At 71.2% G+C, this 19,277-nt stretch carries 15 protein-coding genes; 4 read left to right on the forward strand and 11 right to left on the reverse strand.

The window, feature by feature from the left end:
* The first annotated feature begins 159 nt into the window (after nucleotides 1–159).
* On the forward strand, nucleotides 160–552 hold the full coding sequence (locus ACZ5CR_RS08015) for a hypothetical protein (RefSeq protein ID WP_468854703.1): 393 nt from the start codon (nucleotides 160–162) through the stop codon (nucleotides 550–552).
* 22 nt (nucleotides 553–574) lie between these two features.
* On the opposite strand, the gene ACZ5CR_RS08020 is transcribed toward ACZ5CR_RS08015, so the two are convergent.
* The gene (locus ACZ5CR_RS08020; RefSeq protein ID WP_468854705.1) at nucleotides 575–1,243 is read right to left on the reverse strand and encodes an O-methyltransferase; all 669 of its coding nucleotides are present in this window, start codon (nucleotides 1,241–1,243) and stop codon (nucleotides 575–577) included.
* Between the two features lie 147 nt (nucleotides 1,244–1,390).
* Between ACZ5CR_RS08020 and ACZ5CR_RS08025 the strand changes: the two genes are divergently transcribed.
* Nucleotides 1,391–2,509, forward strand: a complete 1,119-nt coding sequence (locus tag ACZ5CR_RS08025) for a serpin family protein (protein WP_468854707.1) — start codon at nucleotides 1,391–1,393, stop codon at nucleotides 2,507–2,509.
* A gap of 168 nt (nucleotides 2,510–2,677) precedes the next feature.
* On the opposite strand, the gene proP is transcribed toward ACZ5CR_RS08025, so the two are convergent.
* Nucleotides 2,678–4,114 (reverse strand): glycine betaine/L-proline transporter ProP, encoded by a 1,437-nt coding sequence (gene proP / locus ACZ5CR_RS08030; protein WP_468854710.1) that lies wholly within the window; start codon nucleotides 4,112–4,114, stop codon nucleotides 2,678–2,680.
* A gap of 516 nt (nucleotides 4,115–4,630) precedes the next feature.
* On the opposite strand from proP, the gene ACZ5CR_RS08035 reads away from it, so the two are divergent.
* Entirely contained in the window at nucleotides 4,631–6,709 is a 2,079-nt protein-coding gene (locus tag ACZ5CR_RS08035; protein WP_468854712.1) for a bifunctional glycosyltransferase 87/phosphatase PAP2 family protein, read from the forward strand.
* Here the strand turns inward: ACZ5CR_RS08035 and ACZ5CR_RS08040 are convergent.
* Both ACZ5CR_RS08040 and ACZ5CR_RS08045 read right to left on the reverse strand, forming a co-directional pair.
* Nucleotides 6,663–8,285, reverse strand: a complete 1,623-nt coding sequence (locus ACZ5CR_RS08040; RefSeq protein ID WP_468854714.1) for a glycosyltransferase family 87 protein — start codon at nucleotides 8,283–8,285, stop codon at nucleotides 6,663–6,665. The two genes, ACZ5CR_RS08035 and ACZ5CR_RS08040, sit on opposite strands and share 47 nt — an antisense overlap.
* A gap of 215 nt (nucleotides 8,286–8,500) precedes the next feature.
* Nucleotides 8,501–9,745, reverse strand: a complete 1,245-nt coding sequence (locus ACZ5CR_RS08045; RefSeq protein ID WP_468854716.1) for a cytochrome P450 — start codon at nucleotides 9,743–9,745, stop codon at nucleotides 8,501–8,503.
* Between the two features lie 250 nt (nucleotides 9,746–9,995).
* On the opposite strand from ACZ5CR_RS08045, the gene ACZ5CR_RS08050 reads away from it, so the two are divergent.
* On the forward strand, nucleotides 9,996–11,165 hold the full coding sequence (locus tag ACZ5CR_RS08050) for a steroid 3-ketoacyl-CoA thiolase (protein WP_468854717.1): 1,170 nt from the start codon (nucleotides 9,996–9,998) through the stop codon (nucleotides 11,163–11,165).
* A 154-nt stretch (nucleotides 11,166–11,319) separates the two neighbouring features.
* On the opposite strand, the gene ACZ5CR_RS08055 is transcribed toward ACZ5CR_RS08050, so the two are convergent.
* The 7 genes from ACZ5CR_RS08055 to ACZ5CR_RS08085 all read right to left on the reverse strand — a co-directional run bounded on the left by ACZ5CR_RS08055 (nucleotide 11,320) and on the right by ACZ5CR_RS08085 (nucleotide 19,260).
* A complete protein-coding gene (locus ACZ5CR_RS08055) occupies nucleotides 11,320–11,775 on the reverse strand; it encodes a lytic transglycosylase domain-containing protein (protein WP_468854720.1) in 456 nt (151 codons plus the stop codon).
* Between the two features lie 344 nt (nucleotides 11,776–12,119).
* Complete coding sequence (locus ACZ5CR_RS08060; RefSeq protein WP_468854722.1) at nucleotides 12,120–12,968, reverse strand: ECF transporter S component; 849 nt, start codon at nucleotides 12,966–12,968, stop codon at nucleotides 12,120–12,122.
* Nucleotides 12,965–14,734 carry an ABC transporter ATP-binding protein gene (locus ACZ5CR_RS08065; protein WP_468854725.1) on the reverse strand — a complete coding sequence of 590 codons (1,770 nt, stop codon included), beginning with the start codon at nucleotides 14,732–14,734 and terminating at the stop codon, nucleotides 12,965–12,967. Before ACZ5CR_RS08065 ends, ACZ5CR_RS08060 begins: the two co-directional genes overlap by 4 nt.
* On the reverse strand, nucleotides 14,731–15,900 hold the full coding sequence (locus ACZ5CR_RS08070) for an energy-coupling factor transporter transmembrane component T (RefSeq protein WP_468854728.1): 1,170 nt from the start codon (nucleotides 15,898–15,900) through the stop codon (nucleotides 14,731–14,733). The genes ACZ5CR_RS08065 and ACZ5CR_RS08070 overlap by 4 nt, the downstream gene beginning before the upstream one ends.
* Before the next feature lie 8 nt (nucleotides 15,901–15,908).
* The gene (locus tag ACZ5CR_RS08075) at nucleotides 15,909–16,610 is read right to left on the reverse strand and encodes an SCO2322 family protein (RefSeq protein ID WP_468854731.1); all 702 of its coding nucleotides are present in this window, start codon (nucleotides 16,608–16,610) and stop codon (nucleotides 15,909–15,911) included.
* Nucleotides 16,607–17,827: a prenyltransferase/squalene oxidase repeat-containing protein gene (locus ACZ5CR_RS08080; RefSeq protein WP_468854734.1), complete on the reverse strand. Its 1,221-nt coding sequence runs from the start codon at nucleotides 17,825–17,827 to the stop codon at nucleotides 16,607–16,609. The genes ACZ5CR_RS08075 and ACZ5CR_RS08080 overlap by 4 nt, the downstream gene beginning before the upstream one ends.
* A 383-nt stretch (nucleotides 17,828–18,210) precedes the next feature.
* On the reverse strand, nucleotides 18,211–19,260 hold the full coding sequence (locus ACZ5CR_RS08085) for an MBL fold metallo-hydrolase (RefSeq protein ID WP_468854736.1): 1,050 nt from the start codon (nucleotides 19,258–19,260) through the stop codon (nucleotides 18,211–18,213).
* Nucleotides 19,261–19,277 lie beyond the last annotated feature (17 nt).

Raw genomic sequence — 19,277 nt, forward strand, 5'->3', positions numbered from 1 at the left:
CACTCGGTCCAGGTGCCTTCCGTTCGGTCATAGGTTCATTGTTCCGATGACCCGTGCTTTCGCGCCAAGGGCGATTTAGGATGCGGCGGCGCGGTGCGGAGCGGGTCGGGGTGCGCTCCGGGGGTTCGCGTCCGGTTCGGCGAGAGTGGGGGAGCGTACGTGCTGGAGTTGACCATGGCTACTTTGGCCGGGGCGGATGAGGGGGCGACCGCGGGCATGCTCATGGCGGACGCGCCGAGCGCGCCGGGTGCTGTGTTGCGGGTGGGGCGTGATGGTGGCGTGTGCCGTCTGGTGCCGCCCGATGACTGGCTGTTCGTTTCGCGTACGCATCTGGAGTTCCGCTGCGGGCCCGACGGGGCCTGGGCCGTCACCTGGCTGCGCGGATCGCATCCCGAGCCCGCGGCGGAGGTACGGCTCACTGTGGGTGGGGTGGCGTCGCCTCTTGAGTACGGAGGGACGGCACCGCTGCCCCGGGGCGGCTCCGGCGATGTCGTCATCCGCGATCGTGCCGGGCCGCGCAGCGTGAACGTCGGTTTCTTTCACGAGGGTTGAGGGTGGTGGGGAGGGGCCGGGGTCAGTCCAGTACGCGGGCCAGGGCCAGGCCGTCGTAGCCCTTCGTGCCCACCGTCTGTAGTGCCGTGCCGGTCAGCTTCGGGTGTCGGGCGATGAGTTCGAGCGCCTTGCGCGTGCCCTGAATGCTGGGATCGGTGCTGTCCGCGTCGGCCACCCCACCGCTTCGTACGACGTTGTCGACGATGATCAGGCTGCCGGGGCGGGTGAGCTTGAGCGACCACTCCACGTAGTGCGGGTTGTTCGCCTTGTCCGCGTCGATGAAGACCAGGTCGAAGGGGGCCGCGTCCTCGGCCACCAGCTCGGCGAGCGAGTCGAGGGCCGGGCCCACCCGGACCTCGGTGAGCTTGTCGAGGCCGGCGCGGGCGAGATTGCCGCGGGCCACGTCGGCGTGGACCGGGGAGTACTCCAGGGTGATCAGCCGGCCGTCCGCGGGCAGGGCGCGGGCCAGCCAGATCGTGCTGTAGCCGCCGAGCGTGCCGATCTCGAGGATGCGGTGCGCGCCCTGGATCTGGGCGAGGAGCTGGAGCAGCTTGCCCTGGTTCGGCGCGACGCTGATCTGCGGAAGACCGGCGGCGTCGCTGTCGTGCAGGGCCGCGGCCAGTGCCTCGTCGGCGGGGGCGAGCAGGTCGGTGAAGTAGGTGTCCACCGCGGTCCATTGCTGCTGGGTCATGGGGGCCTTTCCGAGGGTTCGTTAGGTTCGCTAACGATGTTAGTGGGGTGGGGGTCGATTGTCAGTGGGGACTCGCATACTGGGGTTGTCGGGCCGGGTTGTCGGACCGGTTCGGCGCACATGAGCTGTGGGCTGCGGGGGGTTGGGATGACGTACGGGACTGAGCAGGCGTTGCCCGCACCGGCGATCCGGGGGCTCGCCGATCGATGGCTGCCGCTGATGGCTTCGCCGGGCAAGGAGCAGGGGAGCGACGCGAGCGCGGGGGACTTCGTGTGCTCGCCCGCCGGGTTGTGGCTGGCGCTGGCCGCCGTCGCGGTGGGCGCGCGGGAGGAGACCGCCGGGGAGCTGCGGGAGTTGCTCGGCGTCGCGGGTGAGGAGGCCGCCGGTGTGGTCGAGAGAGCCGCGCGGGCTCTGGCCGGTACGGACGCGATGGCCGTCGCCACCCGGGTGTGGAGCCGGGTTCCGGTGTACCGCGCCTATCGGGAAGCGCTGCCGGACGTGGGATTCGGGCCGATGGACCCGGACGGCATCGACGCGTGGGTGCGGGAGGCGACGGGCGGTCTGATCCAGCGGCTGCCGGTGGTGATCACTCCGGATGTGCTGCTCGTTCTCGTCAACGCCCTTGCTCTCAAAGCGCGTTGGGAGATCCCTTTCGAAGGGGCGGGCACGCGCGACCAGGACTTCACGGACGCGTTCGGCGTGCGGCACCGGGTGCCCACCATGCATCGGCCCGTTCCGCTGAACTGCGCCTGGACGGTGGGCGGCGCGAGCGTCGTCGAGCTGAAGTGCCGGGCGGAGGGCGGGCGGGTGCCTGCCCGGGTGCGGTTCGTGCTCGGCGAGCCGGGGGCGGGAGCTGCTGAAGTGCTGCCGCTCGCGTGGGCGCCTGAGGGGCGGTGGACCGGGATCGACGCCGAGCAGATCAACATGGCGCTGCCCCGCTTGTCCTTGCGGACGCGGGTCGATGCGACGGAGCAGTTGGCCGCGCTCGGTGTGCGGTGGGCCATGAGCGCGGGGGCAGACTTCTCCGGGATGTCGCCGGAGCGGCTCGCGATATCGCAGGTGGTGCAGGAGGCGGTGGTGAAGGTCGCGGAGGAGGGGGTCGAGGCGGCGGCGGTTACGGCTGTGCCGATGGCGCCGGGCGGTGCGTATGTGCCTCGGCGGATCGAGTGGATCGCCTTTAATCGGCCCTTTGGGGTTGTGGTGCTTGACGGGGGTGGGGAGGTGCCTTTGTTCACGGCTTGGCAGGCTGGGGTGCCGACGGGGTAGGGGCGGGCCCCTCGCGGGGCAGGGGCGGGCCGCGGTGGGGACATTCCGGGGGACGTGCCCTGCGGCGGGCCCCTTGCGGGGTAGGGGCGGGCCCTGCGGGGCGTTCCCCGACCCCGCCCCTTCCCGAAACCATGGGGCTTCGCCCCCTGGCCCCCCGAAAAGACGGCCTCAAACGCCGGCCGGGCTTGATGGCTCCACCGCCGGCGGCGACCCCGGCAGTGGCCTGCCCGCGCTCTCGCTCATGAACCACACCGCGACGCCGCCCACCACGGCCGCGGCCATCATGTAGTACGCGGGCATCATCATGTTCCCCGTCGCCCCGATCAGCGCCGTCACGACCAGCGGTGTCGTGCCTCCGAAGATCGACACGGAGATGTTGAAGCCGATGGAGAGCGAGCCGTAGCGGACCTTGGTCGGGAAGAGGGCGGGGAGGGTCGACGGCATCGAGGCCGTGAAGCAGACCAGGAGCAGGCCGAGCGCCGCCATGCCCAGGCCGATGGCCCAGAGCGAGCCCTCGCGGATCAGGAGCAGTGCGGGGACCGAGAGGAGCAGGAAGCCCGCGCAGCCCGCGGCGATGACCGGACGGCGGCCCACCCGGTCCGTCAGCGCGCCCGCGAACGGCTGGACGCACATCATCAGCGCCATCACGGCGAGCACGACCATGAGCCCGTGCGTCTCGTCGTACTTGAGCTCGCTCGTCAGATAGCTCGGCATGTACGAGAGCAGCATGTAGTCGGTGACGTTGAAGACCAGGACGAGGCCCATGCACAGGAGCAGCGCCTTCCACTGACCCGTGACCATGTCGCGCAGGCGCACCTTCGGGCGGGACTGCTCGTCCTTGTGGGCCTTGGCGAGCTCCGCCGCGAACGCGGGGGTCTCCTCCAGCCTCATCCGCAGGTACAGGCCGATCAGGCCCATCGGGCCCGCGATCAGGAACGGGATGCGCCAGCCCCAGGTGAGGAGGTCCTCCGAGGACAGGAGTGCCGTCATCAGGGTCACGAGGCCCGCGCCGCCGATGTAGCCGGCGAGGGTGCCGAACTCCAGCCAGCTGCCGAAGAAGCCCCGCTTCTTGTCGGGGGCGTACTCGGCGATGAAGGTGGACGCGCCCGCGTACTCGCCGCCCGTCGAGAAGCCCTGCACCAGGCGGGCGATCAGCAGGAGGATCGGGGCGCCCACGCCAATGGAGGCGTAGGAGGGGATCAGGCCGATCGCGAAAGTGCCCGCCGCCATCATGATCATGGTGAGGGCGAGAATCTTCTGGCGGCCGATGCGGTCGCCGAGCGGCCCGAAGACCATGCCGCCGAGCGGGCGGATCAGGAACGCCGCCGCGAACGCGCCGAAGGTGGAGAGCAGCTGGGCCGTGGGGTTGCCCGAGGGGAAGAAGACCTTGCCCAGCGTCACGGCGATGTAGCTGTAGACGCCGAAGTCGAACCACTCCATCGCGTTGCCGAGAGCCGCCGCCTTCACCGCCCGCTTGACCAGCGCCGGGTCGACGACGGTGACCTCCGCCGACGAGGGCGTGGGTGACGTGGACGACGTGGGCGGCGTGGACGGCGGGGCTTGGGTCTGCCGAGCTACGGGTGCGGCGGATGCGGCTGCCGGCAAGGGTTCGCTCGCCTGCCTCTCGGTTGACGACAAGGACAGAGCCGCCCGGTGAGGGGCGGCTCGAAAAAGACCATAGGTGTAGGCAGCATCATTACGGTGGGTACCCGGTCAACCGCACACCGCCGGGAATGTGCCGCTATCCAGGGCAAATGGTTCCGCTTGTGACGGTGGCGAGAAGGCGTCCTTGTGATCTATGTCGCGCCTTGGGCGGGGAACCGCATGACCTGGTCCCGATAGTCATCTCATGTGCAGGGAGTGGACTGCTTGTGGAGATCCGGCGACAGTCGGGCGAATCCAGCCAGTTAGGAAGTCCGCACAAAAGCCGGTAGAAAGCGGTGTGGCCGACAGGTGAAATGGGGGTTGCGCGCGTCTCTCCCGAGGGCGCGAGCCTTTCGGAGCCGACTGCGGACCCCGCAGTCGACCGGCACATCTCGGAGCCGACGGAGAACTCCCGGAGCCGACCGGGCGTTGGAACCGAACAGAGGATGACGAGCGGGGCGGGAGGGCCGACGACGCGTGGCGAATGTTGAGCACGGAGGACCGGGAAATGCCTTCGGGGCCGGAGGGCCGGGTGCACCAACGGCACGGATCGGGGCGGTCCGTGTCGCCCTCTGGCTGATCGCCGCCGTACTGGCGCTGCGGCAGCTGATCGTCGTCCTGCGTACGCCGGAAGGCGACCGGCTCACCGATCTGGAGACCTGGATCGGCCCGGAAGGCGTCCTCCATGTGAACGGCTCCTTCTACGACACGGACAAGTTCACCGGCACCCCCTTCGCCGGGCTCGTGCTCAAGCCCTTCTCCCGCGCGGCCGAGCAGGCGCTCGGCTGGGGCTGGACGTTCGGCACGCTGACCCTGGTCGTCATCCTCGGCCTGGTCGCGGCCCGTGCCCTTCCGCAGCCCGTGGCCCGGCGCACCTCGCTGCTCGCCGCGCCCGTCGCGATCTGCCTCCTGATGCTGTCGCTCCCGGTGCGCAACACGCTTTACCTGGGCCAGACCAGCATCATTCCCGTACTCCTCGTCCTGCTCGGGTGCTTCGCGGTCCGGGGCGAACGGGCCGGCGGCATCCTCATCGGCATAGGGGCCGCGCTCCAGCCCACCGTGCTGCTCTTCGCCGCCCTCTTCTGGTTCACCGGCCGCAGGCGCGCCTCCCTCTCCACCGGCGCCACCTTCCTCGCCTGCACCGCGCTCGCCTGGGCCGCGATGCCGCACGACTCCTGGACGTACTGGGTGCACCACCTGGCGGGAGCGGGCCTGGGTGCGAACCCGGGCGGTCTCGCCAACCAGTCGCTGCACGGCGCGCTGCTCAGGTTCGGTCTCGAAGGGCCCCTGGAGATCGGCCTCTTCGTCGCCCTGGGGGTGGCCGTCGTCGGGCTCGGCCTGCGCCGCGCCGTCCGCTACGCCAAGGACGGACAGCTCCTGCTCGCCGTCGCGATCACCGGCTGCGTCGCGGTCGCCGTCTCGCCGACGACCTGGCAGCACCAGCTCCTGTGGGTGCTGCTCGCGGTGGTCGGCAGGGTCGGCAAGAAGCAGTCCGACCGGTACATGTGGCCCGTGGCCGTCGTCCTGGTCTCGACGCTGCCCGCGAAGATGATGCTGCCGAACATGCCGGTCGTGGAGCCCATCCGGGACAACATCGTGCTGATCGCCGCGCTCGCCGCGGCCACCGTCGTGCCGTTCCTGTCCCGTACGGCTCCGCAGTACCAGGCGCCCATCCCCACCGACTACGCCAAGCCCGTGCCCGCGCGCTGGAGCCGGGTGCCGCTGCTCCCGTTCTGGCGCCGGGTCACCACGCGGCCGAACCTGCTGCTCGAACTGCTCCTGATCCGCGTCGGCTACTCCGCCTACCAGCAGGCGCGGCTCGCCGCCACGGGCGGTACCAACTCGGGCGGGCGTGCCACCGCCGAGCACCACGGCGCACAGATCCACTCGATCGAGCAGTTCCTGCGGATCGACATCGAGCACTGGGTCAACCACGCGGTGGTGAACATCGGCTGGCTCAAGGAGTTCTTCAACTTCTACTACACGTCGTTCCACTTCGTGGTGCCGCTGACCGTCCTCGGCGTGCTCTACGCCCGGCGCCCCGCCGACTACCGCTGGGCACGCTCCGCGCTCGGCTTCGCGACGGTCCTCGCGCTCGTCGGGTTCTGGCTCTACCCGCTGGCCCCGCCGCGTCTGATGCCCGACCTCGGCTTCATCGACACGGTCCACGGCGTGCAGGACTTCAGCAAGCCGGAGTACGGCACACTGACCGCGCTCACCAACCAGTACGCGGCGATGCCCTCGCTGCACTTCGGCTGGTCGCTGTGGTGCGGTGTGGTGATCGTGGCCCTCGCGCCGAAGTGGTGGATGAAGGCCCTCGGCCTGCTGCACCCGCTGTTCACGGTCTCCGCGATCGTCGCCACCGGGAACCACTGGGTCCTCGACGCGGTGGGCGGCGCGACCGTCGTGGGCGCCGGATTCGGCCTCGGCTATCTCCTCGCGGGGCCCCGGGTGGGCAGGACCCTCAAGGTGGCGACGGGGGCGGAGCCGGTCATGGGCGCGGAGCCGGTCATCGACATGTCGAAGGACTCGGCGAAGGACCGTACCCCGAGCTGATCTTGTACGTCCCCGGCGTGGACACCGTGAGACGGGTGAAGTCGCCGTGCCGCTTCAGGCAGGCTCCCTCCGCCCGCAGCCACGGCGAGTACACCAGGCGCAGCGTCACCGGCTTCCGCGTGGGAACGCGGACCACCATGGCCGAGCCGGTCGACTGCACGACGGACGCGGGCTTCGACACCATCGGCACCGGGTCCTTCACGCGGAGCACCCGCCAGTTCGCGTCCCGCCACACCGGCTCCAGCCACTTGGGGCCACTGGCGACGAGGGCCGCCTCGTCCTCGGCGAACCCGTCCGGTTTGCCCGAGGGCAGCACCACGTAGCCGACGGCCCACTTGTCCAGCCACGCCCGGTAGGTGGCGGCCGAGAAGGACCCGTCGTAGAAGAGGCGGCCACGCTCGATGTCGAGCTGCCGGTTCCAGCCGCGCGCCATGTTCACGTACGGCGCGAGGGCCGTGGCCTCGCGGTGATTGCGGGCCGGGACCACCTCCACGCGCCCCCGGTCGGCGCCGAGCCGCTCCAGCTCCTCCACCACGCCCTTGGTGTCGGCGGCCCACTTGGGCACGGTCGTCGACACCGTCAGATCGTCCGCCGTCTTCTGCCCCACCCAGGCGGTGGACAGGACGAGCGCGATGACGAGCACGGTCCGGCGTACGCGGGACAGCGAGGGCGCCAGGAGCGCGGCCAGGAGCGCGGCGGGCGCGAGCAGTTCGGCGAGGCGCTCCACGTTCGTGCCGATGGGGGAGGGGATGAGATACGTCAGGACCGTCCCGGCCGCGTACACCCCGGCGCCCCACCGCGGCACCCGCCACTCGCGCGGCGCCGCCACGATGAGCGCGAGGCTGAACGCCACGGGCGGGAAGATCCGGTCGAACGGCATCAACTGCTCGCCGTTGAAGGGGAAGAGCACGGTCGTCGCCCCCACGACCACCACCGGCGGCACGATGAGCGCCGCGGCCCGCCCCCAGTCACGTACGAGGAAGTAGGCGGCGCCCGCCACCACGAGGAAGAGGCCCGCCACCGGGCTGGACATGGTGGCGAGGGCCGCGCACACCACGGCGGCCCCCACGCGCCGCTCCCGCACGAGCACCAGACACGCGGCGAACCCGAAGGCGATGCCGAGCGCGAACGTGGTGCGCCCCGACGCGACGTTGCACCACACCGCGAGCGAGGCCACCACCGCGGGCCACAGGGGGCGCCGCACCCCGGTGCGTTCGATCAGCGCGGCGACCAGCCAGGCCCCGGCGACGCCCGACACCACCGTCACCGTCTTCACGCCGAGGGCGGCCATCAAGTAGGGCGAGATCAGGCTGTAGTTGGCGGTGTGCATGCCGCCGTACCAGAACAGGCCGTACGCGGATGCCCCGTGCTCGGAGGCGAAGCGCGCCCAGGCCTCCTGCGCCGCGAGGTCACCGCCGCCGGTGGCGAGGAACGCCGCCCACACCGCGTACAGCGGAAGCGTGGGCAGGGTGGCGATGAGCGGTATGCGGTGGCGTCGGCGGAACTCGCGGAGGGAGGTCTTCCGCTCCTTGGGTGCGCTGCCCGACGGCGCTAGGGAGAGATCGGCGGAGACCACAGCGACCTTTTCCGTTCGAAGTCTTGGAGAGGCAAAAAGAGGCAAGAAGAGGCAAGGCTTGCTTCTCAAGACGCGTAACGCAACGGAAACGTTGGCTGTGGGACGGCACCTGACCGGATATGCACCTTGGCTGCGTCCGGCATCCGACATCCGACAGCCGAGGGAAGGCAGGGGCGGGGCGTAGGGAAGAGCGCCCCTGCCTCCCTGGCGGCAGGTCAGCCGGTGTTGACCTGCAGTTCCTTGACTCCGTTCAGCCAGGCCGAGCGGAGCCTGCGGGGGTCGGAGACCAGACGCAGATCGGGCAGGGCGTCCGCGATCGCGTTGAAGATGAGGTTGATCTCCAGGACCGCGAGCGACTTGCCGAGGCAGAAGTGCGGGCCTCCGCCGCCGAATCCGAGATGCGGGTTCGGGTCGCGGGAGATGTCGAACTTCTCCGGCTCGTCGAACACTTCGGGGTCGTTGTTGGCCGAGGAGTAGAAGATGCCGACCCGGTCGCCCTTCTTGATCGTCGCGCCCCCGAGCTCGGTGTCCTGGGTCGCGGTGCGCTGGAAGGAGACGACGGGGGTCGCCCAGCGCACTATCTCCTCGGCGGTGGTATCGGGGCGCTCGCGCTTGAAGAGCTCCCACTGCTCGGGGTGCGTGAGGAAGGCGTGCATGCCGTGGGTGATGGCGTTGCGGGTCGTCTCGTTTCCGGCCACGGCGAGCAGGATGACGAAGAAGCCGAACTCGTCGGAGGAGAGGTTGCCCTCGTCCTCGGCCGCGACCAGCTGGCTGACGATGTCCTTGGCCGGGCACTCCTTGCGGGCGGCGGCGAGGTTCATCGCGTACGAGACGATCTCCATGGCCGCCTCGGCGCCGACCTCCTCGGTGATCGCGTACTCCGGATCGTCGTAGGCCGCCATCTTGTTGGACCAGTCGAAGATCTTCGTCCGGTCGTCCTGGGGCACGCCGATGAGTTCGGCGATGGCCTGGAGGGGGAGTTCGACGGCGACGTTCGTGACGAAGTCGAAGGAGCCGTCGGCCGCGGCGTTCGCCATGGCCGTTTCGACGATGGAGCTCGCGCGATTGCGCAGGGCGTCCTCGAGCGAACGTATGGCGCGGGGCGTGAAGCCGCGCTGCACGATCTGACGGACCCGGGTGTGCTCGGGCGGGTCCATGTTGAGCATGATCATCTTCTGGACCTCGATCTGGTCCCGGCTGATCGACTCGTTGAAACGGATGACCGCGGTGTTGAGGTTCGAGGAGAACAACTCCGGGTGCGTGGAGACGTACTTGACGTCCGCGTGCCGCGTGACGGCCCAGTAGCCCGCGTCGTCGAAGCCGGATATGCGCGGCGGCTGGGTGATCCAGCGCACCGGTTCCGTCTGTCGCAGCTGGGCGAACTCCGGGTGAGGCACGCGCTCTTGGAGCAGGTCGGGGTCGGTGAAGTCGAACCCGTCGGGCAGCGCTGGACAGGGCATCGGCAACTCCAGGAGTTCAGTTCTTAGTTCTGACGGTCCATCAGGAGATGCCCCGCAAGGTAGTAACGGGTTCTACAAGAGGCAAGGCCCACGGCAGGCTGGCTTTCGTGCAGGTACTGCGCAAGGTGCGTGCAAGCCCCTTGCGGTGCCGGGCCCCGGCTCAGCAGACTGCATGCAGAACTAGAACGCGTACTAGTTCTCCGTGTGGGTGCCGGGACGCCCCCGCGGGATGTGGATGGAGAGGACGCCCATGGCCGCGGAACCTGTCATCGTCGAAGCCGTACGCACCCCCATAGGTAAGCGCGGCGGCGCGCTCGCCAATCTCCACCCCGCCTATCTGCTCGGCGAGACCTACCGGGAACTCCTCGGACGCACGGGCATCCAGGCGGACTGCGTCGAGCAGATCGTGGGCGGCACCGTGACCCACGCCGGGGAGCAGTCCATGAATCCGGCGCGCACGGCCTGGCTCACGATGGGCCTTCCGTACGAGACCGCCGCGACGACGGTGGACTGTCAGTGCGGCTCGTCGCAGCAGGCGAGCCACATGGTCGCGAACATGGTCGCGGCCGGTGTCATCGACGTGGGGATCAGCTGTGGCGTCGAGGCGATGTCGCGGGTGCCGCTGGGATCCGGCTCCAAGCACGGTCCCGGCAAGCCGTTCCCCGAGGAGTGGAACGTAGACCTGCCCAATCAGTTCGAGGCGGCCGAGCGCATCGCCCGCAACCGGGGTCTCACACGGGAGAACGTCGACTCGCTCGGCCTCATCTCGCAGGAGCGGGCGGGCACCGCCTGGGCCGAGGAGCGCTTCAAACGCGAGACGTTCGCCGTCCAGGTCCCCACGACGGAGGAGGAGCAGGCCGCCGGGCAGGGCATGTGGCGGCTCGTCGACCGGGACGAGGGGCTGCGGGACACGTCGATGGAGGGCCTGGAGCGGCTCAAGCCGGTGATGCCGACCGCCGTGCACACCGCGGGCAACTCCTCGCAGATCTCGGACGGCGCGGCGGCGATCATGTGGGCGTCGAAGCGGATGGCGCGGGCCCTGAAGCTGAAGCCGCGGGCGCGGATCGTGGCGCAGGCGCTCGTCGGGGCCGATCCGCACTTCCATCTGGACGGGCCGATCGACGCGACGCGGGCGGTCCTGGGCAAGGCGGGGATGTCCCTGAAGGACATCGACATCGTGGAGATCAACGAAGCGTTCGCCTCGGTGGTCCTGAGCTGGGCGCAGGTCTTCGAGCAGGACCTGGAGAAGGTGAACGTGAACGGGGGCGCGATCGCCCTCGGTCACCCGGTCGGGGCGACCGGGGCGCGCCTGATCACCACGGCTCTGCATGAGCTGGAGCGCCGCGACAAGGAGTTCGCGCTGGTCACGATGTGCGCGGGTGGGGCTGTGGCTACGGGGACGATCATTCAGCGGCTGTAGAGCGCGGCTGTAGAGCGCGGCTGTAGAGCGCCGCGGTAAGCCGGAAACGCCGGACGGGCTGGAATGTCCAGCCTGTCCGGCGTTTGAGGACGAACTCGGCGGAGCCGGTGATTTCCGGTGCGCCGGACTTCCGTTCAGGCGGCCGCCCCAAGGCTCAGTAAGAGCCGTTGGCCTGCCAGTGGTTCCAGGCGCCGACGGGGCTGCCGTAGCGGTCGTTCATGTAGTCGAGGCCCCACTTGATCTGGGTCTCGGGGTTGGTCTTCCAGTCCGAGCCCGCCGACGCCATCTTCGAGGCGGGCAGGGCCTGGACCAGGCCGTAGGCGCCGGAGGAGGAGTTCGTGGCCTTGTGGTTCCAGCCGCTCTCGTGCTCCACGATGTTGCTGAACGCCTTGTACTGAGCGGGGTCCTTGATCATCTTCTTCGCGATCGCCTTGGCCGAGGAAGGCGCCGCGGCGGGAGCGGCGGCGGGGGCCGCGGCCTTCGCCTCGGTCGGGGCGGCGGCCTGGGCCGCGCCCGCGCTGAACACCATGCCGGTCGTGGCGACGGCCACGGCGGCACCGGCGAGGGCCTTCTTCGGAGTGGCGATACGGCGGAAAAGCGTGGCGGACAAAGCGTGACCTTCCGTGGGGAACATGGTGTCGCGGGCATGCCGTGGGCCACGGGGGTGTGGCTGGGGGAATGCGTCGGCGCCGGGGGCCTGAGCCGGTGGCGCTGTGCGACTCGATCCAGAGAAACAGGGCTGACGCGTCTCCGCAATGACCCCTTTTACTAGTGGATGTCGCATGCAGGAAGAAGGTCCTTTGTGTGACGTGGCTCTCAATCCCCAGGTCAGGGCGTATGTTGACGCGTCCGCGACAAAAGAGATGATCTACGAGGCCCCTTCGTAGAGGACCAAAGACCTGTGCGCCGCCTCACCCCGGAAGGCGCTCCATGTGACGGAGAGCGGGCAGCCGCCTACGCCTTGGGCTCCTCGAATGTGACCTGGGCCTCGAAGGCCGCCCTGCGCGTGGCCCGGCGAAGCGCCTTCAGGACGGCGGGCCCCAGAGCGAGGCTCAGCAGGACGGTGACGACGGCGCGGGGCAGGTCCCAGCCGAGCGAGGTCGCGAGGCAGTACGCGATGAAGCGGCCGAGGTTGTCGCCGACGGGGTCGCCGGGCACGAAGGAGACGCCGGTCGCGAGGCCTCCGATGTAGGGCCAGCCCTGGAGGTTCATGACGGTGCCGTACAGGACGGACGAGACGGCTCCGTACGCGGCGAGCAGCCACAGCTCGCGCCGCCCGCGCAGGCCCTGGGCACCCGGCAGCAGCCCCGCGCCCATGCAGACCCACCCCATGGACAGCATCTGGAACGGCATCCACGGCCCGACGCCCCCGGTCAGGAGCGCCGAGGCGAACATGGACACGGCGCCGAGCACGAACCCGAAACCGGGCCCGAGCACGCGCCCGCTGAGCACCATGAGGAAGAACATCGGCTCGATCCCGGCCGTCCCCGCCCCCAGCGGCCGCAGCGCGGCCCCCGCCGCGGCGAGCACCCCGAGCATCGCGATGGCCTTCGCGTCGAGCCCGACATCGGCGATGGTCGCCACGACGACGGCGAGGAGAAGCGGCAGCAGCGCCGCGAACAGCCAGGGCGCGTCCTGGGCGTGCGCGCTGAGCCCCGATTCCCCGCTCGCGATGAGCGGCCACCCGAAGGCCACGACGCCGACCGCGCTGACGAGCACGAGGGCGCCGATGGAGCGCGGGCCGAGGCGGATGGGGCGGGCCTGGCGGGGAGCGGCTTGGCCGGTGACGGGAGCGGGGCTCACGGGGTGCGGCCCTCCGTTCCGGTTTCCGTCCCGGTTTCTGTACCGGTCTCTGTCCCGGCCTCCGTCCCGGGCCTTGCCCCGGCCTCCACCCCGGCCTCCGTACGCAGCGCCTTCCGTACCTCCGTGACCGTCAGCCACTTCTGCGGGGCCAGGATCTTGGTGGTCTGCGGGGCGAAGGACGGGGACGAGACCACGATCTCCGGGGTCGGGCCGTCCGCGACGATCTCGCCGTCGGCGAGGATCGCCACCCGGTGGGCGAGCTCCGCCGCCAGTTCCACGTCGTGCGTGGCCAGGACGATCGCATGGCCTTCGGCGGCCAGGCCGCGCAGGAGCGTGACCAGGCGGGCCTTGGCCGCGTAGTCGAGGCCCCGGGTCGGCTCGTCGAGGAGGAGCAGAGGAGGGCGGGCGGTCAGGACGATCGCCAGGGCGAGGGTGAGGCGCTGGCCCTCCGAGAGGTCGCGGGGGTGGGTGTCGTCCGCGATGCCGGGGAGCAGCTCGGTGACCAGGGCGCGGCAGGTGCCCGCCTGCGCCGCCGCGTCATGGTCGGCCGCGGCGCACTCGGCGGCCACCGTGTCCGCGTAGAGGAGGTCCCTCGGCTCCTGGGGGACCAGACCCACGTGGCGGATCAGCTCGCGCGGGCCCGTGCGGTGCGGGACCGCGCCGCCCACGCGGACCGAGCCCGCCGCCGGTTCGAGCAGGCCCACCAGCGTCGAGAGGAGCGTGGACTTCCCGGCGCCGTTGCGGCCCATCAGGGCCACGGTCTCGCCCGCGCGGACGGTGAGGTCCACGCGGCGCAGGGCCTCCACGCGGCCCCGGCGGACGGCGAGGGCAGTGATGCTGGCGGCGGTCGGCTCCGGGGTGTCCGGCTTCGTGCGCCTGCGCAGGACCGGGCGCCGCGACGCGGGAGGTGCGACCGCGGCCTCCTCGTATTCACGGGGCCCGGATCCCGCGAGTGCCAGCCGCTCCCGCAGCGCGCCCGCCCTGCGCCGTGCGTCCCGCACCGTCAGTGGCAGCGGGGACCAGCCCGCGAGGCGGCCGAGGCCCACCACCGGCGGGTAGACGGGAGAGAGGGCCATCAGCTCGGCGGGGTCCCCGAGCACGGGCGCCTCGCCCGGCGCCGCGAGCAGCAGGACCTGGTCCGCGTACTGGACGACCCGCTCCAGGCGGTGCTCGGCCATCAGGATCGTCGTGCCCAGGTCGTGGACGAGGCGCTGCAGTACGGCGAGTACTTCCTCGGCGGCGGCCGGGTCGAGGGCCGACGTCGGTTCGTCGAGCACGAGGACCTGGGGGTGCGGAGTGAGCACCGAGCCGATGGCGACGCGCTGCTGCTGACCGCCGGAGAGCGTGGCGATGGGGCGGTCGCGCAGATCGGCGAGGCCGAGCAGGTCGAGGGTCTCCTCGACCCGGCGGCGCATCACGTCGGGGGCGAGTCCGAGCGACTCCATGCCGTACGCGAGCTCGTCCTCGACGGTGTCCGTCACGAAGTGCGAGAGCGGGTCCTGGCCCACCGTGCCGACGACGTCGGCGAGTTCACGCGGCTTGTGGGTACGGGTGTCGCGCCCCGCCACCGTCACACGGCCCCGCAGGGTGCCCCCGGTGAAGTGCGGCACGAGCCCGCTCACCGTGCCGAGCAGCGTCGACTTGCCGACCCCCGAAGGCCCGACGAGGAGCACCAACTCGCCCTCGGGCACGGCGAGATCGACCCCGCGCACGGTGGGCTCGGCGACCCCTTCGTACGTCACGGAGACATCCTCGAAGCGGATCATGAGGACTCCTTGGAGCGAACGCGGGTGGAAACAGGGGCGGCGGAATCGGCGGGCACCGGCGCCACGAGGGCGGGCAGCAGGCCGACAAGGACGGCCGCCGCAGGCCACAGCGGCAGCGTCGGCGCCGTCAGGGGGACGACTCCGGGGTGCAGGGCGGCAGCGTCGTACGAGGCGGCCCAGATCATCAGGCCCGCCACCGCAATCCCCGATCCCGCGACGAGCCAGGCGCGGACGCCCCAGGGGTCGGGGCGGTAGCGGGTGCGCACGGAGCGTCGGCCGCCCAGGCGCAGGCCGGCCAGGGCCGCGAGCAGCCCGACGGCCAGGACCGGCAGACCGTAGCCCGTGCCGCCCGCCGTGAGCAGGCCGTACGTTCCCGCGCAGACGCCCATCAGGCCGCCGAGCGTCAGTACCGCCGTGGCCCTGCGCACCCCTGCGGGCACCGGAGCGCTGCGCCCGAAGCCGCGCGCGTCCATCGCGGCGGCCAGGGCGACCGACCGCTCAAGGGCGCCCTCAAGGACCGGAAGACCGACCTGGAGCAGCCCCCGGATGCCCTTGTCCGCACGCCCGCGAAGGCGCCGCGCGGCCCGCAGGCGCTGCACGTCCATGATCAGATTCGGCGCGAACGTCATCGCGACGACGATGGCGACCCCCACCTCGTACAGCGCGCCCGGCAGCGACTTGAGCAGCCGGGCCGGGCTTGCGAGGGCGTTGGCGGCGCCGACACAGATGAGGAGTCCCGCCAGGCGCACCCCGTCGTAGAGCGCGAAGAGCAGCCCCTCGGCCGTCACCCTGCCCCCGATCCGCACGCCCTTCGCCCAGTCGGGCAGCGGCACTTCGGGGAGCGTCACGATGACGTGCGTACCGGGGATGGGGGAGCCGAGGACGACGGCGAAGACGAGCCGGATCGCGATCACGACGAGACCCAGCTTCACGAAGGCGCCGTACGACCGTGCCCACGGTGCCGACGTCCTGCGTGCCGCGACGACGTAGCCCGCGACCCCGATGAGGAGACCGAGCAGCAGGGGATTGGTGGTGCGGGACGCCGCGACGCCGAGCCCGAGCGCCCACACCCACCAGGCGCCCGGGTGCAGCGCGTTGCTCCGGTGCGCTTCGGGGGCGAGCCGCCGCCGCAGCGCACCGGGTGCGGTGCTCGGGTGATCGTTCATGGTGCGGGTCAGCCGCGTCGGCGGCGTGCCTGCCAGACGGCGGCCCCGCCGAGCAGGGCGATGGCGGCGACACCCGCGATCAGGCCGACGGAGGGACCACCGGAGTCGCTCTCCTTCTCGCTCTCCCTCTTGCTCGCGTCCTCGCTCGTGGCGGGCGTCCGCTCCGGCTTCTTCTCGGACTCCCCGTTGCCCGCGACCTGCTCTCCGCAGCCCGACTTCGGGTAGTCGGCGATGGCGCACAGGAGCGCGTTGCTGTCGTAGCGCAGTGGTTTGGCGACCGCGGCGAGGGCGTCCGCGCTCGTCGCGTCGTCCGCGATCCGGGCGCAGGCGGTACGCGGCTTCGGCGGGGTCTCGCCTTCGGGGGCGTCACCCGGCGTACCGAAGTCGATGACCAGGGCGATCCGCTTGCGGCCGTCCTCGGCGGGGGTCTTGGCGCAGATGGCGGCGAAGTCCGCGGCGGCGCCGCGCGGCTTCGCGGAGTCCTGCGAGTCCTCGGACACGGAGAACCGGAAGCCCTGGACGGCGCCGTCGTCGGGCCGTGCGGTGCTGGGTCCCTGGCTCGCGTAGGCCCACGTGGAGCCGTCGCGGTCCCAGAAGGACCAGTAGCGGTAACCGGCGGCCTGGGCGGGGGCGGCGGCCAGGACGCCGAGCAGGGCGGCGACGAACGCCCCCACCACCAGGTGTCCCCACCGCACGCGACCCCGCGTCACAGCTGCTGCTTCTTCTTGTTGCCGCTGTACAGGAAACCGATGCCGATACCGGCGACCATGCCGACGCCGATGATCCACCAGATGCTCACGCCGCCGCCGTCATCGCTGTCCTTCTTCTCGTCGGCGTCCTTCTTGGTCGCCTGCGGGGCGGGACCGGTCGCGTTCAGCTGCTTGACCAGGTCAGCGCCGCCGAAGTCACGCGCGTCGAGACCGGCGGCGTGGGCGGCGAGGATCAGCTGGGCGTAGGCGGCGGGGCCGGACTTCTTTGCCCAGTCCGCGGAGTTCTTCGCCAGCCACTCGGCCGACTTCTCGGCCTGCTCCGGCTGACCCGCCGCGGCGAGCGCGAGCACGGAGTCCGCGGTGTTGCCCACGTCGGGCATGTTCTTGGCGCCGGCCAGCGAGGACATCAGGTGGTCGTCGCCCTTGGCGAGCGTCTTGAGGAGGTAGGCCGTGCCGTTCGACGCCGCCTGCTCGGCGGTGTCGGCCTTCGCGCACTTCGGGGCGGCGGCCTCCTTCTTCGCCTCGTCCACGACCAGGCCCTTGCCGTGGGCGCCGAGTACGCCTGCCGCGGTGGCGTCCGCGTTCGGCGCGAGCTTGCCCGATTTGAGGTCCGCGAGGCCGAAGGCGCCGCCGTCCTTCTCGCAGCTCATCGAGAGGGCGGGCAGCGCGTCGTACGCGGACTTGCCGTCCTGCGACTTCACCGACCGCGGCTTCTCGCCCGCGGCGGCGAGCGCGCCGATCACGAGGCCGGTGGAGTTGGCGTCGGAGTCCATGCCGGGGCTGTAGCCCCAGCCGCCGTCCGCGTTCTGTACCGACTTCAGCCAGCCGACGCTCTTCTTGACGGCCTTGTCCTGACCGCCGAGCGCGGCGAGAGCCTGCACGGCGGACGCCGTCATGTTGCTGTCGACCATGGTCTTGGAGTCGCACGGCTCGCTCGCGTCGGCGCGGTACGAGGTGAAACCGCCGCTCGCGCACTGCTGTCCCGCGAGCCAGTCGACGGCCTTCGCGGCGGGCTTCACGCCGACCACGTCCTGGGCGAGCAGGGCGTACGACTGCCGGAAGACCCCGTCGGACTTGGGATCCGCGTCGCCGTACAGACCGGAGGGAAGCGCGGCGGAGGGCGACGGGGACGCGGTGTCCGCGAAGGCGGCCGGGGCGGCGGCCGAACCGAACACGGCGACGGCGGCCAGGACCGCTGCGCTGCGGCGAACGTTCATGATGCGGCGGGTGCCTCTCCCTGCGGGGAGCGGGGCAGCACGGGCACGTAGCGGGCACGGGCACCGGGCGGCTCCGGCTCCGTATACCTCGACGGTGCCGGTCGTCGGCGGTTCCGACGACGCGAGCCGGTCATGCTCCGTACCAGGCATTCCGGCTCACCGCGCGGGTGCGGGATAACGGAATGGGGTCTCCCCTGCTCGAGCGAAGTCGAGAGCTTGGGGAAGGGGCAGCGCCGGATTTCCACCGGCTTCCCCCTGTACGGGCATGATGACGACGGGCCCACTCTACCGGCCCGTAGGGGGAGCGGACCGGGGCGCCCGCTCCATCCGGCCGTACGTCGTCCGCCCCTGGCGCCGTACGTCGTCCGCCCCGGCGCCGGACGTCACACCGCCCGGTACCGCACCGGATCGTGGCCCACCGCCTCCGCGCGCCCCAGCTTCACCAGGCGCCGCACATGGGCCTCGGCCTCGGAGACCGCGATGTTCCGTGAGCCGTAGCGGATCTCGGCCCAGGGGCGGTTCCACTCCATCTGCTCGGCGAGCTGCCAGGGGGTGAGGGGCTCGGCGAGGAGGGCGAGCAGGTCCGTCAGGCGCTCCTCGTGGTGGGCCAGGATCTCCCGCACGCGGGCCGGAGCGTCCGTGAACGCGTACTGATGCGCGGGCAGCACCTCGGCGGGGCCCAGGCGGCCGATGCGCTCCAGGGAGTCGATGTAGTCGCCGAGGGGGTCGGTGACGGTGTCGTCGTCGGGGTCTTCGTAGAGGCCGATGTGGGGAGTGATGCCGGGGAGCAGATGGTCGCCGGAGAACAGACGTCCGTGCCCGGGCAGTTGCGCCGGGTGCTCCTCCTCCAGGTGCAGGCAGACGTGGCCGGGGGTGTGCCCCGGGGTCCAGATCGCGCGGAGCCTGCGCCCCGGCAGTTCGAGCAGCTCGCCCGGTGTGATGTCCCGGTCGGGGAGCGCGGCGGCCATGCCCGGCAGGCGGGGCGCGCGGCCCGCGTCGCGGGCGGCGAGCAGCGGGGTCAGATGCTCCGCGGGGGCGCCCGCGGCCGTCAGCTTCTCCACCATGTAGTCGAACCAGCGCGCGGGCGGCCCCGTGCGCGTGCGGCGTACGACCGACGCGTCCGCCTCGTGCATCGCGATCCACGCGCCCGACGCCTCGCGGACCTTGGCCGAGAGGCCGTGGTGGTCGGGGTGGTGGTGGGTGATGACGACGCCGTGCACCGCCTCGACGGACGTGCCGCAGGCGGCGAGGCCGGTGGCGAGGGAGTCCCAGGACGTGGGGTCGTCCCAGCCCGTGTCGATGAGGACCGGGCCGCCGTCGGTGTCAAGGAGATGGACGAGGGTGAAGCCCAGGGGGTTGTCGGGGATCGGGACCTTGATGCTCCATACGCCCCCGCCGTGCTCGATCACCTGCGGTTCGGCCACCTGCGTCATCGGGCGCCCTCTTCTTC

The sequence above is a fragment of the Streptomyces sp. NPDC031274 genome (genome assembly GCF_055570235.1).

What these genes read in the sequence shown, in the direction of transcription:
- ACZ5CR_RS08020 (WP_468854705.1), bottom strand. Translation starts at nt 1,243, where the DNA reads ATGACCCAGCAGCAATGGACCGCGGTGGACACCTACTTCACCGACCTG.
- ACZ5CR_RS08025 (WP_468854707.1), top strand. Translation starts at nt 1,391, where the DNA reads ATGACGTACGGGACTGAGCAGGCGTTGCCCGCACCGGCGATCCGGGGG.
- ACZ5CR_RS08045 (WP_468854716.1), bottom strand. Translation starts at nt 9,745, where the DNA reads ATGCCCTGTCCAGCGCTGCCCGACGGGTTCGACTTCACCGACCCCGAC.
- ACZ5CR_RS08050 (WP_468854717.1), top strand. Translation starts at nt 9,996, where the DNA reads ATGGCCGCGGAACCTGTCATCGTCGAAGCCGTACGCACCCCCATAGGT.
- ACZ5CR_RS08065 (WP_468854725.1), bottom strand. Translation starts at nt 14,734, where the DNA reads ATGATCCGCTTCGAGGATGTCTCCGTGACGTACGAAGGGGTCGCCGAG.
- ACZ5CR_RS08070 (WP_468854728.1), bottom strand. Translation starts at nt 15,900, where the DNA reads ATGAACGATCACCCGAGCACCGCACCCGGTGCGCTGCGGCGGCGGCTC.
- ACZ5CR_RS08080 (WP_468854734.1), bottom strand. Translation starts at nt 17,827, where the DNA reads ATGAACGTTCGCCGCAGCGCAGCGGTCCTGGCCGCCGTCGCCGTGTTC.
- ACZ5CR_RS08085 (WP_468854736.1), bottom strand. Translation starts at nt 19,260, where the DNA reads ATGACGCAGGTGGCCGAACCGCAGGTGATCGAGCACGGCGGGGGCGTA.